Source organism: Pseudarthrobacter sp. 05T312 (assembly GCF_056396685.1).
The window spans coordinates 83,583-100,154 of sequence record NZ_JBFTLY010000004.1; the positions used below are offsets into that span (position 1 = coordinate 83,583).

Annotated in this window: 17 protein-coding genes; 2 read left to right on the top strand and 15 right to left on the bottom strand. The window is 67.2% G+C overall.

Annotated features, from left to right (window positions below; translation table 11 throughout):
- Window positions 1-160 precede the first annotated feature (160 nt).
- Window positions 161-1,432, top strand: a complete 1,272-nt coding sequence (locus AC1DIP_RS08065) for a PrsW family glutamic-type intramembrane protease (protein WP_476211237.1) — start codon at window positions 161-163, stop codon at window positions 1,430-1,432.
- Window positions 1,433-1,502: 70 nt separating this feature from the next.
- Here AC1DIP_RS08065 and nusB read toward each other — a convergent pair whose 3' ends face one another.
- The 14 genes from nusB to AC1DIP_RS08135 form a co-directional block, all read right to left on the bottom strand.
- Window positions 1,503-1,913, bottom strand: coding sequence for a transcription antitermination factor NusB (gene nusB / locus AC1DIP_RS08070; RefSeq protein WP_141160348.1), 411 nt, complete (start codon window positions 1,911-1,913; stop codon window positions 1,503-1,505).
- A complete protein-coding gene (gene efp, locus AC1DIP_RS08075) occupies window positions 1,913-2,476 on the bottom strand; it encodes an elongation factor P (protein ID WP_141160347.1) in 564 nt (187 codons plus the stop codon). Before efp ends, nusB begins: the two co-directional genes overlap by 1 nt.
- A 171-nt stretch (window positions 2,477-2,647) precedes the next feature.
- Entirely contained in the window at window positions 2,648-3,166 is a 519-nt protein-coding gene (locus AC1DIP_RS08080) for a tetratricopeptide repeat protein (protein WP_477733434.1), read from the bottom strand.
- Window positions 3,166-4,257 carry a 3-dehydroquinate synthase gene (gene aroB, locus AC1DIP_RS08085; protein ID WP_477733435.1) on the bottom strand — a complete coding sequence of 364 codons (1,092 nt, stop codon included), beginning with the start codon at window positions 4,255-4,257 and terminating at the stop codon, window positions 3,166-3,168. The genes AC1DIP_RS08080 and aroB overlap by 1 nt, the downstream gene beginning before the upstream one ends.
- Window positions 4,254-4,823: a shikimate kinase gene (locus tag AC1DIP_RS08090; protein WP_476211243.1), complete on the bottom strand. Its 570-nt coding sequence runs from the start codon at window positions 4,821-4,823 to the stop codon at window positions 4,254-4,256. Before AC1DIP_RS08090 ends, aroB begins: the two co-directional genes overlap by 4 nt.
- Window positions 4,823-6,022, bottom strand: coding sequence for a chorismate synthase (gene aroC / locus AC1DIP_RS08095; RefSeq protein ID WP_476211891.1), 1,200 nt, complete (start codon window positions 6,020-6,022; stop codon window positions 4,823-4,825). The genes AC1DIP_RS08090 and aroC overlap by 1 nt, the downstream gene beginning before the upstream one ends.
- Before the next feature lie 23 nt (window positions 6,023-6,045).
- Window positions 6,046-6,906: a shikimate dehydrogenase gene (locus AC1DIP_RS08100; RefSeq protein ID WP_476211244.1), complete on the bottom strand. Its 861-nt coding sequence runs from the start codon at window positions 6,904-6,906 to the stop codon at window positions 6,046-6,048.
- Entirely contained in the window at window positions 6,903-8,549 is a 1,647-nt protein-coding gene (gene mltG, locus AC1DIP_RS08105; protein WP_477733436.1) for an endolytic transglycosylase MltG, read from the bottom strand. The genes AC1DIP_RS08100 and mltG overlap by 4 nt, the downstream gene beginning before the upstream one ends.
- The gene (gene ruvX, locus AC1DIP_RS08110) at window positions 8,546-9,145 is read right to left on the bottom strand and encodes a Holliday junction resolvase RuvX (RefSeq protein ID WP_477733437.1); all 600 of its coding nucleotides are present in this window, start codon (window positions 9,143-9,145) and stop codon (window positions 8,546-8,548) included. Before ruvX ends, mltG begins: the two co-directional genes overlap by 4 nt.
- A 7-nt stretch (window positions 9,146-9,152) precedes the next feature.
- Window positions 9,153-11,831: an alanine--tRNA ligase gene (gene alaS / locus AC1DIP_RS08115; protein ID WP_476211250.1), complete on the bottom strand. Its 2,679-nt coding sequence runs from the start codon at window positions 11,829-11,831 to the stop codon at window positions 9,153-9,155.
- Window positions 11,832-11,958: 127 nt separating this feature from the next.
- Entirely contained in the window at window positions 11,959-12,189 is a 231-nt protein-coding gene (locus AC1DIP_RS08120; protein ID WP_476211252.1) for a DUF6167 family protein, read from the bottom strand.
- A 17-nt stretch (window positions 12,190-12,206) separates the two neighbouring features.
- Window positions 12,207-12,581, bottom strand: a complete 375-nt coding sequence (locus tag AC1DIP_RS08125) for a DUF948 domain-containing protein (RefSeq protein WP_476211254.1) — start codon at window positions 12,579-12,581, stop codon at window positions 12,207-12,209.
- 145 nt (window positions 12,582-12,726) lie between these two features.
- Window positions 12,727-13,353 carry a 30S ribosomal protein S4 gene (rpsD, locus tag AC1DIP_RS08130; RefSeq protein WP_009357431.1) on the bottom strand — a complete coding sequence of 209 codons (627 nt, stop codon included), beginning with the start codon at window positions 13,351-13,353 and terminating at the stop codon, window positions 12,727-12,729.
- Window positions 13,354-13,522: 169 nt separating this feature from the next.
- Window positions 13,523-14,977: an AAA family ATPase gene (locus tag AC1DIP_RS08135; RefSeq protein ID WP_476211256.1), complete on the bottom strand. Its 1,455-nt coding sequence runs from the start codon at window positions 14,975-14,977 to the stop codon at window positions 13,523-13,525.
- A 64-nt stretch (window positions 14,978-15,041) separates the two neighbouring features.
- Between AC1DIP_RS08135 and AC1DIP_RS08140 the strand changes: the two genes are divergently transcribed.
- Window positions 15,042-15,710: an acVLRF1 family peptidyl-tRNA hydrolase gene (locus AC1DIP_RS08140; RefSeq protein WP_476211258.1), complete on the top strand. Its 669-nt coding sequence runs from the start codon at window positions 15,042-15,044 to the stop codon at window positions 15,708-15,710.
- 17 nt (window positions 15,711-15,727) lie between these two features.
- Here AC1DIP_RS08140 and AC1DIP_RS08145 read toward each other — a convergent pair whose 3' ends face one another.
- On the bottom strand, window positions 15,728-16,492 hold the full coding sequence (locus AC1DIP_RS08145; RefSeq protein ID WP_477733530.1) for a GNAT family N-acetyltransferase: 765 nt from the start codon (window positions 16,490-16,492) through the stop codon (window positions 15,728-15,730).
- Window positions 16,493-16,572 lie beyond the last annotated feature (80 nt).

Genomic DNA, 16,572 nt, shown 5'->3' on the forward strand with positions numbered 1-16,572 from the left:
CCGCCTCACAGGACGGAATTAAAAAAGGAATGTTTGCTGTTCAAAATTACCACACGGACTATCCCGGTCCGGTGCCGTGGGAACGCGGCGCTGGTCACATTCCCGGGGCCCGATGCCGGGGTCCTTTGTGGTGCGGAGGTACGCGCCTAGGCTTTCGGATATGGCGATGTACCCGCAGCAACCTCCTTCCGGGCTTCCCGACGACCCCTACCGCGGCGCTCCCGGCCCCCTCCCGCAGCAGGCCAATCCGAGCTGGATGGGCCACGTGCACCCGGAGCATTACCGGACGGCCCCGGGCCACCAGGGCCAGCCGCTGGCTGTGATGGCCCCTGCCCAGGCAACGGGGCTGCAGGCGTCCCGAACCCGCGGCGGCCTGGTGGGGCTCTCGGTGGCCGGCGGCATACTGGCTTTCCTCAGCCTGTTCCTGGTGGTGCCGTTTCTGCTGTCCAACACCGGCGCCGCAGGCTTCCTGATCGGCTTCCTGGCGTCCCTGGTCCCCCTGGCCGTGGTCCTGGCTGCCGTCCACATCATCGACAGGTGGGAGCCGGAGCCCAAGCGCCTGCTGTTCTTCGCTTTCACGTGGGGTGCGGCGGTGTCCGTTGCCGTGACGCTCCTGATCCAGCCGTTCTTCGTCTTCGCGTTCCAGTTCACGGGCGAACCGGACCTGCGGACCTACATGGCAACCGTGCAGGCGCCCATCGTTGAGGAATTCGCCAAATCGCTTGGGTTGCTGATCCTCCTCCTTGCGGCGCGCCGGCAATTCGACGGCCCCGTGGACGGCGTGGTGTTTGCCTTCACCATCGCCGGCGGATTCGCGTTCACCGAAAACATCCTCTACTTCGGCCGTGCCATTGCAGAGTCCGCATCCCCTGCCAGCGGCCTGGCCCAGGTCTTCTTCCTCCGCGGCGTCATGTCCCCGTTTGCCCATGCGATCTTCACCGGCACCACAGGACTTGTGATGGGTTTCGCCGCCCGACGGTGGCATACCGGCGCATCGATCGGTGCATTCTTCGTGGGACTGCTGCCGGCCATGTTCCTGCACAACAGATGGAACAGCATGGGCCAGGGGTTCCTGCTGGACTACATCGTGGTCCAGGTACCGATCTTCCTGCTCGCGGTGGGTGGCATCATCTTCCTGCGGGTGGCCGAGAAACGGCTGACCCGCCAGCGCCTGTTGGAGTACTCGGCCGCGGGCTGGTTCACCCCGACCGAAGTCCAGTTGCTGGCTACGCGGGGTGGCCGGCGCACAGCCCTGGCATGGGCTGCCAGGTCGGGACGGAAGCGACAGATGAAGCAGTTCCTGAAGGCAGCCACCCAGCTGGCCAACACCCGGCAGCGCATCCTCAGCGGACGCGACGTACCGCTGCACCAGGCCGAGGAGCGGCAGCAGCTCCAGCACATCCTTTCCCTGCGCGCGGCGGTGGCCGGCTGACGGTCACCGGGAAACGCAGAAGGCCCCGCCGGTGGCGGGGCCTTCTGCGTGAGGTGCGTTGTCCTGCGGGTCAGGCGAGCAGTGAGGGCTTCAACTGCTGCAGCCGGCCCAGCAGTCCGTTGATGAACTGCGGAGACTCGTCGGTGGACAACGTCTTGGCCAGCGCAACTGCCTCGCTGACCGCCACTCCGTCAGGGACGTCGTCGTTGTATAGGAGCTCCCAGGTGCCGATGCGCAGGATGATGCGGTCCACGGAAGGCATGCGCTCCAGGGTCCAGCCCTGCGAGTAAGTCTCCAGGAACTCGTCGATGGCCGCCTGCTGGGAGACTACGCCTTCAACGATTTCCAGGGTGTAGGGGTTGACCACCTGGTCGGTCTTTTCCCGGCGTGCGCGAAGCACGTCGAACGCTGAAACAGAGCGCTGCTCCGCTTCGAAAAGAACATCCAGTGCCCTGCTGCGGGCTTTACCGCGGGCGCTCACTACTCAGAAACCCGGCCCAGGTAGCTGCCGTCGCGGGTGTCCACCTTGACCTTGGTGTTGTTCTCGATGAACAGCGGGACCTGGATTTCGTAGCCGGTCTCCAGGGTGGCGGGCTTGGTGCCTGCGGAGGAACGGTCGCCCTGCAGGCCCGGCTCCGTGTAGGTGATTTCGAGGACGACGCTCGGCGGCAGTTCGATGTAGAGGGGGTTGCCGTCATGGATGGCAATGTTGACCATCTGGTTTTCGAGCATGAAGTTGGTGGCGTCGCCGACCGTGGCGCCGGAAACCGTGATCTGGTCGTAGTCGGAGGTGTCCATGAACACGAAATCCGCACCGTCCTGGTACAGGTACTGGTAGTCACGGCGGTCCACGGTGGCCGTCTCGATCTTGAGCCCGGCGTTGAACGTCTTGTCAACAACCTTGCCGGACATCACGTTGCGCATCTTGGTCCGCACAAAGGCGCCACCCTTGCCGGGCTTGACGTGCTGGAATTCGATGACGTTCCAGAGCTGGCCCTCGAGCTTCAGGACCGTTCCGTTCTTAATGTCGTTAGTGGTTGCCACTGGTTTCCTCTGGTTTCTTTGTCTGGCCGCGTGGTCAGATGCTGTATACCGGGCGGGCACGCCGCAACGGCCCGCCTGCACGTGTTTGTCAAAAATCGCGTGGATGCAAAAATTCCACAACCATTGTACCGGTAAATACCCGGCAGCCTTTCCGCGGCTCCAGGACGGGGCTCAGCAGGCCAGGTCCAGGACGTCCCGGGCCCGCTGCAAGGCAACGGTGGAGGAGTAAATCTGGGCCGCATCCGCCGACTGTGCCACCCGGAGGTCCAGGGCCTTGGAAAAGGACTCAACGGCTGCCGAGGTCTGTCCGGCCGCGTATTGCGTGCGTCCCAGGTATTGCAGTGCAGGCGCTTCGCGGGGTGTCCCGTGGACCTCGGCTACGAGTTGGCGGAACAGCTCGATGGCGCGGTCCATTCGGTGCGAGACGCTCAGCACTTCGGCCTCGAAAAGGCGCAGCCGGAATGATTCCGGATCCTTGAACCGTGCTTCGGCGAGCAGTTCGGCGGCGTCGGAGGCATGGCCCTCCACCAGCAGCACGAAGATCGGGTCGGCAGGGTCGGTGGAGGTGGCCAGGGCTTCCCTGACCGCGTCCTCGTTGATGATCTGCGGGCGGAGGGTATCCGGGTTGATCCTGATCCCCGGGAACCCGGCCTCGGGCCAGTCAGCGGTCCCACTCATGTCGCCCTGCATCAGGAAGCAATCTCCTGGTAGGCGGCGAAGAGCAGCGACGTGTCCGGGACGTCGAGGATTCCGGGCTTGGCGACGCCGTCCAGGACGACGAAGCGCAGCAGGTCCCCCCGGGATTTCTTGTCACGGCGCATGCCGTCGAGCAGGCCCTGCCACCGGTCCCGGCGGTAGGTGACCGGAAGCCCAAGCCCGTCAAGGATGCTGCGGTGCCGGTCGGCGTCGGCATCGCTGAGCCGCCCGACGCTGCGGGCGAGTTCCGCGGCGAACATCATGCCGACGGACACGGCGGCCCCGTGCCGCCAGGAATAGCGTTCCACCAGTTCGATGGCGTGGCCCAGCGTGTGGCCGTAGTTCAGGATCTCCCGCAGGCCGGACTCCTTGAGGTCCTCGGAGACCACCTTCGCCTTGACTGCGATGGCCCGTTCAATGAGTTCGCGGAGCGCTTCGGATCGGGGGTCCACCACGGCGGCCGGGTCCTTTTCGACCAGGTCGAGGATGGCGGGATCGGCGATGAAGCCGCACTTGATGACCTCGGCCAGGCCGGAAATGATTTCGTTCTTCGGCAGCGTGTCCAGGGTGTCCAGGTCCGCCAGGACGGCTGCGGGCGGGTGGAAGGCACCCACCAGGTTCTTGCCTTCGGCGGTGTTGATGCCGGTCTTTCCGCCTACGGACGCGTCCACCATGCCCAGCAGGCTGGTGGGCATGTGGATGACCTTGACCCCGCGCAGCCAGGTGGCGGCGACGAAACCGGCAAGGTCGGTCACCGCTCCCCCGCCCACGGCGACAATGGCGTCGGAACGGGTGAAATCGTTCTGGCCGAGGACCTGCCAGCAGAAAGCGGCCACCTGGATGTGCTTGCCTTCTTCCGCGTCCGGGATTTCGGCAGTGAGGGAGGTGAAGCCGGCAGCGGCGAGTTCGTCCCGGACGGTGTCTCCGGTGAGGCGAAGGGCGCGGGGGTGGATTACCAGGACCCGCCGGACGCGCTCCCCGAGCAGCCCGGGAAGGTCACCAAGCAGGCCGCGCCCGACGACGACGCCGTAGTTGTTGCCGGCACCTTCGCCGGTGACGTTGATCACTGTTGATTGCGTGTTCACTTTTCAACTTCCTGTTTGGCAGCTGCGTGGTTCCGCAGTGCTGCTTCCAGCCGTCCTCCGAGCTCAGGTATTGAGCCGTGGCGGACGTCCAGGGTGATGTCGGCCAGCCTCTCGTAGACCGGCCTGCGGGTGGCGAACATTGCCGTCCAGCGGCCCATGGCATCGCCGGCGAGGAGGGGACGGCCGGAGTTCCGGGCTATCCGGTCCGCCACGGTATCGGCGTCGCACTCCAGGTACACAACGGTGCAGCGGCTAATCAGTTGCTGCGTCCCCGAGTCAAGGACCGCCCCGCCGCCCAGCGAGATGATCGTGGGCGTGCCTTCGGCTTCCTCCACGGCGTCGGCAACGGTCCTGGCCTCGATCTCCCGGAACGCGTGTTCGCCGCGTCCTGCGAAGATGTCGGCGATGGACCCGTGGCCGGCAACGATCACCGCGTCCGTGTCGATGAACCGGGCGCCGACCTGCTGGGCGAGCTGCTGTCCGATGGCCGATTTGCCCACCGCCATCGGGCCGATGAGCACAATCGGCCGGTCGCCGAAAGGTCCGGGACTGCTGCGGTGGAGCACTACTGGCCGATCGAGTCCAGGGATGCCGGGATGCTGTCCAGGTAACCCTTGATGTTGCGCGCGGTTTCCGCCACGGAGTCACCGCCGAACTTTTCGATGACTGCTTCCGCGAGGACCAAGGCCACCATGGCCTCGGCCACCACGCCGGCGGCCGGAACTGCGCAGACGTCCGAGCGCTGGTGGTGTGCCTTGGCCGGCTCGCCGGTGCTGACGTCGATGGTCCGCAGGGCGCGAGGGACCGTGGCGATGGGCTTCATGGCAGCGCGGACGCGGAGGACATCGCCGATGCTCATGCCGCCTTCGATGCCGCCGGCGCGGTTGCTGGCGCGGACGATGCGGCCGTCGCCGTCCCTGACGATTTCGTCGTGGGCTGCGGAGCCACGGCGTGCAGCAGTCAGGAAGCCGTCGCCGACCTCAACCCCCTTAATGGCCTGGATGCCCATGAGGGCTGCGGCCAGCCTGGCGTCGAGGCGGCGGTCCCAGTGCACGTAGCTGCCCAGTCCGGGCGGGAGCCCGTATGCCAGCACCTCCACCACGCCACCCAGGGTTTCGCCTTCCTTGTGCGCGGCATCCACTTCGGCCACCATGGCGTCCGAAGTTTCGCGGTCGAAGCAGCGCAGGGGGTCTGTGTCGAGGGCGATGACGTCACCGGGCACGGGGAGCGGGCGGCCTTCAGGTACCGTCACGCTGGCGATGGACACGGTATGGCTGACAAGCTCAATGCCGAGGTGCTTGAGGAACTGGGCCGCCACGGTCCCCAGCGCCACACGGGTGGCGGTCTCCCGTGCGCTGGCGCGCTCCAGCACGGGGCGGGCTTCGTCGAAGCCGTACTTCTGCATCCCCGTGAAATCTGCGTGCCCCGGGCGAGGCCGCGTCAGGGGCGCGTTGCGCGCCTGGTCGGCGAGGAGTTCCGCGTCCACTGGGTCGGCGGACATGATCTGCTCCCACTTGGGCCATTCGGTGTTCCCCACCTGAATGGCAACAGGACCGCCCTGGGTCAAGCCGTGCCGGACACCGCCGAGGATAGTGACCGCGTCCTGCTCGAACTTCATCCGCGCGCCACGTCCATAGCCAAGCCGGCGGCGGGCCAGGGAGTCTGCAATGTGGCCGCTGGTGATTTCCACACCGGCGGGGACGCCTTCAATAATTCCCATCAGAGCCGGGCCATGGGATTCACCGGCAGTCAACCAACGCATAATTTCCATCCTGCCACGTAGGGCGGTCAGAACGCCCGCCGGGCAAGGCCGACTGCGTCACACATCACATCTATGACAGCTGCATTAACGTCTTCCCCGTGCCGGGTGAAGAGCCGCACCTGTTCCACGGCCTGGTAGAGCAGCATCTCCAGGCCGGGCACTACGGCGCCCCCGCCGGCCTGCCAGACGGAGGCGATCAGGCTGGGCCACGGATCGTAGGCAACGTCCAGCAGTACGCCGGGGGTCCTGGTCTTCAACGCCGCAATTTCCGCGGCGAGTCCGTCCGCCGCGCGGGGCGGCAGGGTCGAAATGACGACGTCGGCCTCCGCAGTGGGGCGGGCGGCCGCGGCCAGCGGAAGGACTTCGAGGGCCACGCCCAGGCTGTCAGCGGCGGAACGTACGTCCGCCGTCCGCGACGCATCACGGACAAAGACCTGCACGGCGCCGGTACCCAGGTCCTGCAGGGCAGCGATGGCGGATGCCGCTGTTCCGCCGCCGCCAAGGATGACGGCGGACGGCGCTGCCTTGGTGCCAGCGTGGCGCAGGGCATTGACGATGCCTGTGACGTCCGTATTCGAGCCTACGGTCCTGACGCTGCCCGCCGTTTCCTCGAACGTGACGGTGTTGACCACGCCGAGGGTCCGCGCCACTCCGCGTACTTCGTCCACCTCACCCAGCATGGCCGTCTTCAAAGGCATGGTCACCGAGAGGCCCCGCCAGCCCGGCTGGTTCCGGATCTGTCGCATGAACGAGGGCAGCAGCGCCTCAGTGACGTCGATGGCTGTGTAGCTGATGCCCGCCCCGAGCTGCCCGTAGGCAGAGAGGTGCAGCGCCGGGGACTTCGAGTGGCTGATCGGGTGGCCAAGGACGGCAGCCCGCAGGCTCATGTGCAGCGGCCCGCGTTGGCCTGGCACCACGCGTTGTACTGCTCAACGTAGGTGTTATGTTCGGCCAGCGTCTTGGCGAACTTGGTCTCCTTGGTGTCCAGGTTCACGGTCACCCAGTACAGGTAATCGTTGGCCTTGGGCCGGGCGGCAGCGTCGATGGCGGTCTTGCCCGGTGAGCCGATGGGCCCGGGCGGCAGTCCAGGGTTGGCGTAGGTGTTGTACGGGTTGGACTTGTCCTTCCGTTGCTCATCGGTGAAGTTGAAGCTCCGGGTGCCCAGGCCGTACGTGACGGCCGAGTCAACCTGGAGGAATCCGCCGGTCTGGTCGTTGGGCTTGAGCCGGTTGTAGATGGCGCCGGCAACGTCACCGTAGTCGGCCTGGCCGCCTTCGGCCTGGACGATGCTTGCCACAATGACGGCCTCGTACTGCTTGGCCGGATCGGTGATGCCCTGCGATACCAGTTCGTCGGTGGTGGCCTTCACCAAGGCCTGCAGGATGTCCTTGGCAGGGGTGCCCAGCGGGAAGCGGTACTCACCGGGAGCCAGGTAGCCTTCAAGGTTCTTGGCGTTGGCGGGCAGGCCGAACTGGGCGGGTTGGTCGCTGAGCGCCTGCAGTTGCTGCATGGAAGTTCCGGAGCCCTCGGAGATCGCCTGCAGGGACTCGCTGATCCGCAGGCCCGCACTCAGGGCAAAGTAGATGACTTTGGTCTTGTCCTTGCCGGCCAGGACGTTAACGGCATCCGCGTTCTTCATTTCGTTCTTGAACACGTAGTCGCCCGGCGACAAGGTGGCCCCTGAGGCATGGAAGGCCTGCATAAAGGTGTCCGCGTTGGCTACGACGCGCTGGTTTTCCAGCTCGGCGGCGACAGAGCGCGTCCCCTCGCCGCTGGCCACCGTCACGTGCACCTCGCCGGTTCCGGGACCGGGAAAGTCCGAGGGCTTGCCGTCGCCCAGCAGGGGTTTGAGGAACTGGGCGCCCACGGCGACCGCAGTCACGAAGACAGCAAGGGTCAGGAACAGGGCAAGCAGCCTGCGGCGGCGCCGGACCTTCTTGGACGGCCGCTTCACCACTTCAGCGGATCCTGCCGGGAGGATTCCGGCTACCGGGTCCACGTGCGTGGGCTCCGGGTGGGTGTCATGGTGGTAATCCGCCGACTCATACCCGTAGTGGCCGTGCACGTCCTCCTCGTGGTGGAGGTGGGCGTCCTGGTGGGGGACGCCATCGTGGTGCGCGTCGGCGTAGTGGACCTCGTCCTGGTGGTGCGGGACGTCAGCGTGGTGCGTCGATTCCCCATGATGGGCGGCGTCGTCGGGGTGCCCGACGGGCGACGGCGTGCCGGCGGCACCTTCGTCGGAAGTGGCGTGCACGGTCTGGTCGTCCTGGATGGACGGTGGCGCTTGCGGTGCTGCCGGGACATCTCCCGTACCGGGATGCGGGGCAAAGGTGGGCGCGGCCGCCGCGGCTGCCGGAGGCGCTGCGGGCGGCGGCGGGACGTCACCGGTTTCGTAGGCCTGCTCGGGCACGGCGTCGTGGCCTCCGGTGTTGAGGCTTTTCTCCCGGGCCCGCAGTTCCTTGCGGGTCAGTGGCCTCCCGGCCCCGGGGTCCAGCGGACCGGAGGTGTCGTCAATGTTGGCAGGGCTCACTGTTGCCTTCCATTATCTGAAGATTGGTTCGTGTCCTCGGGGATGGCGCGGACGGGCTGGTCCGCCCCACCGGCCCCCAGGTCCACGGACGGGGATGGCGCTGTCACGCGTGAGCCGACATCCGCTCCCCTGGCTTTCTGCATGTCGATGGCGTGCTGAAGAATTCCCGCCGCCGCGACCTGATCAACTACTTTACGGTGGTCCCTGCTGCTCATGCCAGCTTCGTGCAGGTTCCGGTGGGCCGAGACACTGCTGAGGCGTTCGTCCACGAGGTTCACCGGCACCGCCAGGCCGCGCGTGGCAAGTTCTCCCGCAAGGAGCAGCGCGTAGTCCATGGCCATCCGGGCGGACGCGTGTTCCTCGCCCTTCATGGTCCTGGGCAGGCCGACGATGACCTGCACGGCTTCCAGCTCCTCCGCGAGCTTGGCGATGACGCGTACGTCCGAATTCTTCCTGGCGTTCCGGTCGAGGGTCTTGTAGGGCGTGGCCAGGATCGAATCGCGGTCGCAGATGGCCACGCCTACGCGGACGGTGCCGACGTCCACCCCCAGCTTTACGCCCTGGGGGTAGCCGCCGGCGGCAACAGCACTGGTCATGGTTGGGTTATCGCCTTGAGATGGCGTCGACGACGGCTGCCAGGGCAGCGCCGACCTTTCCGGCGTCGGTTCCGCCGCCCTGGGCGACGTCGTCCTTGCCACCGCCGCCACCGCCGAGGACGCCCGCGGCGACCCGGACCAGGGCGCCGGCCTTCACGCCTGCCTCCCTGGCTGCCTCGTTGGTGGCCACCAGGATCAGGGGACGGTCATTGGCGACGCCGGCGACGGCCACGGCTGCCGCACCGGACCCCAGGCGGTTGCGGAGGTCGAGGGCCAGGCCGCGGAGGTCGTCAGCGCCGCTGACCGAGCCTGCGTCGTGCGCCAGTACCTGCACTCCACCGGCGTCACGGGCGGTGTTGACCAGCTGCGCGGCCGACGCTGCAAGCTGTTCCTTGCGGAGCCGGTCCAATTCCTTCTCCGTGGCCTTGAGCTTGGCCAGGGTTGCGGAAATCCGGTCGGCGAGCTGGCCGGACGGCACCTTGAGGAGGTCCGTCAGCTCGGTCACCAGTGCGCGTTCGGCCGCAAGGTGGCGGAACGCCTCCATGCCAACAAAGGCTTCCACGCGCCGGTTGCCTGAACCTACGGACTGTTCGCCCAGGAGGGACAGGCTGCCGATCAGCGAGGTGTTGGCGACGTGGGTGCCGCCGCACAGCTCGCGGGACCAGGCGCCGTCGATCTCCACGACACGCACTTCGCTGCCGTAGTTCTCGCCGAAGAGCGCCATGGCGCCCATGGCCTTGGCCTCGGCCAGCCCCATGATCTTGGTTTCCACCGCGTAGTTGTTGCGGATGGCAAGGTTGGAAACCTCTTCGATCTCGGACCGCGTGGCAGTGCTCAGCCCCTCGCCCCAGGCAAAGTCGAAGCGCAGGTATCCGGCCTTGTTGAAGGATCCGCGCTGGGTAGCTTCCGGGCCAAGGATCTGGTGCAGGGCGGCGTGGACGATGTGCGTGCCGGTGTGCGCCTGCTCGGCGGCATGGCGGCGTTCACGGTCGACGGCGGCGCGCACCAGGGAGTCGGCACCGATTTCACCTTCGCGGACAATCGCCTTGTGTACGCTCAGTCCCTTCACGGGGCGCTGGACGTCCAGGACCTCGACGACGAACCCGTCACCGGTGATCAGGCCCGTGTCCGCGGCCTGGCCGCCGGCCTCGGCGTAGAACGGCGTCTCGGCAAGGACGAGTTCGATCTCGTCACCGGTGGATGCCTGCTGGACCTGGCGGCCCGCGCTGAGCAGCCCCCGGACGCGGGATTCGCCGTCGAGTTCGGTGTACCCGGTGAAGACGGTCTCGCCCTGGCCCAGGATTTCCTGGAAGACGCTGACGTCGGCGTGGCCGCCCTTCTTGCCCTTGGCGTCGGCCTGGGCGCGCTGGCGCTGCTCCTGCATGAGGCTGCGGAATGCCGCCTCATCAACCTTCAGGCCGGCTTCTTCGGCCATCTCAAGGGTGAGGTCGATCGGGAAACCGTAGGTGTCGTGGAGGGTGAAGGCATCCTCGCCGGACAGGGGCTTGTTGGCGGCCTTCGACTCCTTGACGGCGTCCTCGAGCCGGGCGGTGCCGGAGGCGATGGTCCGCAGGAACGCCTTCTCCTCGGCGTAGGCGATACGGCTGATCCGGTCGAAATCGGTTTCCACCACGGGGTAGACACCCTTCATGGCGTCGCGTGAAGCGGGCAGCAGGTCCGGCAGGCAGGCCTGTTCGACGCCGAGGAGGCGCATGGAACGCACGGCGCGGCGGATAAGGCGGCGCAGGACGTAGCCACGTCCCTCGTTGGACGGTGTGACGCCGTCGGAGATCAGCATGAGGGCCGACCGGATGTGGTCCGCCACCACGCGCATGCGGACGTCGTCGATGTGGTGCGGGTCCTCCTCGGTTTCCGCGGAGGTGTACTCCTTGCCGGAGAGTTCGGCGGCCTTGTCGATCACGGGGCGGACCTGGTCGGTCTCGTACATGTTCTCGACGCCCTGCAGGATCATCGCGAGGCGTTCCATGCCCAGGCCGGTATCGATGTTCTTCTTCGGCAGCTCACCGACGATGTCGAAGTCGACCTTGGAGCGGACGTTCTCGATCTGGTACTGCATGAACACAAGGTTCCAGATTTCGATGTAGCGGGTCTCGTCAGCCAGCGGTCCGCCTTCGATGCCGTAGGCCGGTCCGCGGTCGTAATAGATCTCGGAGCAGGGTCCTGCCGGGCCGGGCTGGCCCGTTGACCAGTAGTTGTCCGACTTGCCCATGCGCTGGATGCGTTCGGCGGGGACGCCGGTGTTCTTCAGCCACAGTTCCTCGGCTTCGTCGTCCTCCTCGTAGACCGTCACCCACAGCTTCTCGGGCGGAAGTCCGTAGCCGCCGTCGTCAACGCTGGTGGTGAGCAGCTCCCAGGCGAACTTGATGGCGTCTTCCTTGAAGTAGTCGCCGAAGGAGAAGTTGCCACACATCTGGAAGAAGGTGCCGTGCCGTGCAGTCTTGCCCACTTCCTCGATGTCGCCGGTGCGGATGCACTTCTGGACGCTGGTGGCGCGGGAGTAGGGCGCTTCCTCGCGGGCGGTGAGGTAGGGAATGAACGGGACCATGCCGGCCACCGTGAACAGCAGCGAGGGGTCGCTGGAGACCAGCGATGCGGAGGGAACCGCGGTGTGGCCCTTGCTGACAAAAAAGTCCACCCAGCGCTTTGTGATCTCCTGCGACTTCATGAGCTGTTTTCTTACCCTTCTTGGTCCGCACCGAGGGGTGGCACGGGTATTTCGTTCAGGTGGCCTGACCCCGGATACGGGATCCTGCCGGTTGTTGGCTGGCTGCCGGTGGTATGCCCTCCCGGGCTTAGCGGCGGACCACTTCAGCGGACTCGATGCCCAGGGCGGACTTCAGGTCGGTTTCCCGTTCCCGCATTCCTGCGCGGACGGCGTCGGCAAAGTCGTAGACCCCGTCGGCCAGCCGGCCCACCGAGCGGTTGAGGCCTTCCGGCCCCAGGCTGGCCTGGGCCTGGCTCACTTTTCGGAAGGCAATGACGCCGATGGCCACGCCGATTCCCATCCAGACAATTCTTTTCATGATTATTCTCTTCGGATCTAGCGGCTGCGGCGCCCGGCGGCGGGCTTCCGGCGGTTGGCGAAGGCGCTGCGGACGCCGTAGCTGAAGGCGGCAACCTTGATCAGCGGGGAGCCGACCGTTGCGGCGACCAGCGAGGACAGCGCGGAGATGTTGGCCGTGGCATCCGAGACGTTCGACGAGATGCCGTCCACCTTCTTCAGCTGCTGGTTGGTGGTGGAGACGGTGGCCGTGACCTCGTCCATGAGGGGCGTGGCGCCGTCGCTCAGGGACCTGATGGTGGTCCGCACCTCATCGAAGACTTTTCCCAGCTTCAGGATGGGGACCGCAAGCAGCAGGACCAGGAGCGCGAACACCCCGGCAGCGATCAGGCCGGCAATATCGCCACCAGACATAGACGTTCATCTCCTCGAAATTCCGTGGTTGGGTTCCATCCTGCCGGCGCCCGTAAGCGGCGCCGCGCAGATGTCCCCCAAGTACCTTACATACAAAGAAGCCCGCGGCGCTTGCCACGGGCTTCTTTGGGTACGCTGCTGGGATTTAGCGTGCGTAGAATTCGACGACGAGCTGCTCTTCGCAGGTCACCGGGATCTCGGAACGCTTGGGGCGGCGGACCAGGCGGGCCTGCAGGGCTTCCAGCTTGACGTCCAGGTAGGCCGGAACGGCAGGCAGGACGTCGCGGTGGGCGCCGGCTGCGGCAACCTGGAGCGGAACCATGGTTTCGCTGCGGCTGTGGACGTGGACCAGCTGGCCCTCGCCGACGCGGAACGACGGACGGTCAACGCGGACGCCGTCAACCATGATGTGGCGGTGCACAACCAGCTGGCGGGCCTGGGCGATGGTGCGGGCGAAGCCGGCACGCAGGACCAGGGCGTCGAGGCGCATTTCGAGCAGTTCGATGAGGTTTTCACCGGTCAGGCCCTTGGTGCGGCGGGCTTCTTCGAAGGCACGGGTCATCTGTGCTTCGCGGATGCCGTACTGGGCGCGCAGGCGCTGCTTTTCGCGCAGGCGTACGGCGTAGTCGGAGTCCTGCTTCTTGCGGGCACGGCCATGCTCACCGGGGCCGTACGGGCGGCGCTCCATGTACTTGGCGGCCTTGGGGGTCAGAGCAATGCCGAGGGACCGCGAGAGGCGGGCCTGACGGCGAGCACGAGTGTTGTTAGCCACTTGTGTCCTTCCAATATCTGCGGTGTGTCAGTGTTACTGGCCTCCACGATGGAGAGCATCGGCCAACCGCTGCCTTTTGCTACTGGGCACAGGGCATAACCTTGCCAACCTGAATTGGGGAGATTGTGCGTCCGTGCCTTGCCAGACAAAGATTCAGCTTACCACGGCGTTACGTGCCCCGGACAATCCTCCGCAGGCGCTCCAGCCGTTGGGCGATGTCCCGTTCGGCACCATTGCCGGTGGGCTGGTAGTAGTCGCGGCCCACCAGGTCATCGGGCGGGTACTGCTGGGTGGCCACTGCGTGCGGCGCGTCGTGGGCGTACTTGTAGCCGACACCGTGGCCCAGCTGCTTGGAGCCGGGGTAATGGGCATCGCGCAGGTGGGCGGGGATTCCGACGCCGAGGCCGGCCCGGACATCCGCGATTGCTTTGTTGATGCCCATGTAGGCGGCGTTCGACTTGGGGGCGGTGGCGAGGTGGACCACAGCCTCGGCAAGGATGATCCGGCCCTCGGGCATGCCGATCAGCTGGACCGCCTGTGCTGCTGCGACGGCGGTCTGCAGCGCGGTGGGGTCCGCCATGCCCACGTCCTCGGCCGCGGAGATGACGATCCGCCGGGCCACGAACCGGGGGTCCTCCCCCGCCTCGAGCATCCGGGCGAGGTAGTGCAGGGCCGCGTCTACGTCGGATCCCCTGATGGATTTGATGAAGGCGCTGGCCACGTCGTAGTGCTGGTCGCCGGCGCGGTCGTAGCGGACGGCGGCCGCATCCAGGGCGCGCTCGGTGTGGCGCAGCTCCACGGTGACCGGCTCTTCGGCGGCAGGCGCGGAAGGTGCGCCTTCCTCCGCCACGGAACGTTCGACGTCGTCCGCGTCACCGAAAGCGACGCCCGCCGCGGCTTCCAGGGCAGTCAGCGCCCGCCGCGCGTCACCGCCGGAAAGCCGGACCAGGTGGTCCAGGGCTTCGTCACTGAGCCGGACCTTGCCGCCCAGCCCGCGCGGGTCCTCCACGGCCCGCACCAGGAGGCCCTCGATGTCCGCATCGGTCAGGGGCTTAAGCGTCAGGAGCAGGGAGCGGGAGAGCAGCGGTGAGACCACCGAGAAGGAGGGGTTTTCCGTGGTGGCAGCCACCAGGACCACCCACCGGTTTTCGACACCGGGCAGCAGGGCGTCCTGCTGGGCCTTGTTGAAGCGGTGGATCTCGTCCAGGAACAGCACCGTGGTGGTCTTGTACAGGTCGCGGGCGGTGAGGGCGTCGTCCATGACGCGCCGGACATCCTTGACGCCGGCAGTGATGGCGGACAGCTCAACGAACTTCCGACCCGGTCCGCGCGCAATGACGTGCGCCAGCGTGGTCTTGCCGGTACCCGGAGGGCCCCACAGGATCAGGGAGCTGGGTCCGGCCGGACCGGCGGCGTCCGCGCCTGCCCCGGCCGCCAGCTGGCGCAGCGGCGACCCTTGGCCGAGCAAGTGCTGCTGGCCTACTACCTCGTCCAGGGTGCGGGGCCGCATGCGGACGGCCAGCGGACTGCGCGGCGAACCCTTGCCCCGGGAACCGGCGCTCTCCCCCGCGGCGGGACGGTCGTCGTCGTCGTTTTCTGGCCCGTTCCCGAAGAGATCATCCACATAGATAGGCTACTTCCAGTCCAGCACCTGCTTTTCCCCCTCCCCCAAACCCAAAGGAACCGCCATGCCCGCCGCCGGCCACTCAGGCGCCCAGTCTTCCGTGCGGACAGCATTCGTGTCCGGTCCCCGGCTGGCGGGCTGGGCGGAGCGCTTCGGCACCTCCCACGGGGGTTACCGGCTCCAGGATGGCGACGACGGCCTGCTCCTTGTGGCGGCCGACGGCGCCGAGGCGCTCCTGCAGGCTCCGTGGCCGGCTGATGGGCGGCCGGGCCGCGGCGCCGGGCCGCTGGAGCGGCTGGCTGCATTGGCCTCGCAACCACGCCGGCTGGGACTGCTGCTGGTAAGGCGGGGTGGTTATGGCGTTGGGGTGGCAAGCGAAGGCACCCTGCTCGCGTCCAAGGCCGGCACCAGGTACGTCCAGTCCCGCACCGCGGCGGGCGGCCAGTCCCAGCAGCGGTTTGCCCGTCGCCGTTCCAACCAGGCGGACGCCCTGGTGGGGGCCGTGGCACAGCAGGCCGCGGAGGTGTTCCGCTCAACCGCCTTCGAGTATGTGGTGCCTGGGGGCGACAGGACCCTCGCGGACCTCGTCCTGGCCGAGCCCCTGCTGCGCGAATACGCACGCCTGCCCCGCCTTGCCTACCTGGACGTTGCCGAACCCCGGGCCGCGGTGTTGAAGAAGGCCGCGGCTGATGCCTGCTCCGTGCGGGTCACAGTGGCGGATCCGGCGGGTTAGCCGGCCGTCCCGGATTGTCAGCAACCGGTGGGTGCGCGCCGGGGGCGCTCCTGCCGGTAGAGGTATCGGCCGGCTTCACGGAACCCGGCTTTCGCGTACAGCTCCTGCGCGCCGTGGTTCGCTGCCGTGACCAGCAGCCAGAAGCCGTCCACGCCGCGCTCCGTGCCGGCCTGAAGCAGGGCCTGCAGGATGGCGGCCGCGAAGCCCTTGCGGCGGGCTTCCGGAAGGGTGGCCATGCAGTACAGGCCGCCCTGGCCACTGCCGTCCGGGAGGGCAAGGCGCCCGACGGCGGCGGGCCGGCCACCGTGGTCCCGCACCAGCGCATACACGGCGGGACAGCCCTCCAGGATTTTCCTTGCAGTCTCCAGTGCATCGTTGCCGCCACGGCCGTCCACGTCCCACCAGACCCGCAGCCACTCCCCCGACGGTTCCGTGGAAAACTCCACCGCCGGCGCTTCGCCTGCGGGACGCCGGACGTCCATGGCGCCGCGGGCCATGACCAGCGTCTCGGACTGGCGGGTGAAGCCTTCCGTGTCCAGCAGCCTGTGAAGAGCGGACGCTGCCGGGGTGTCGAAGAGCTGGAAGATCACCGGGAGGCGGCGGCTGCGGTACCAGGCCCTGGCCTCCCTGAGCATGCCCGGGAGACCATCAATGCCCTCTTCGCCACTGCCCGCTGCCCTGTGCGGCCAGATGGAGTTGGCCCGCTGGGTGACGCCTGCGGCCGCCCGAAGGGTCCAGCCGCCGGCATCATGGCGTTCCAGGGCGGGCCACGCCGCGTCCATGGCTTCTTCGAGGCCCGGGGGTAGGGGCTGGACCGGGCTCGCTGTGGTCACAGGGCTGTTCCTTCCTTAACGGCAGGAGG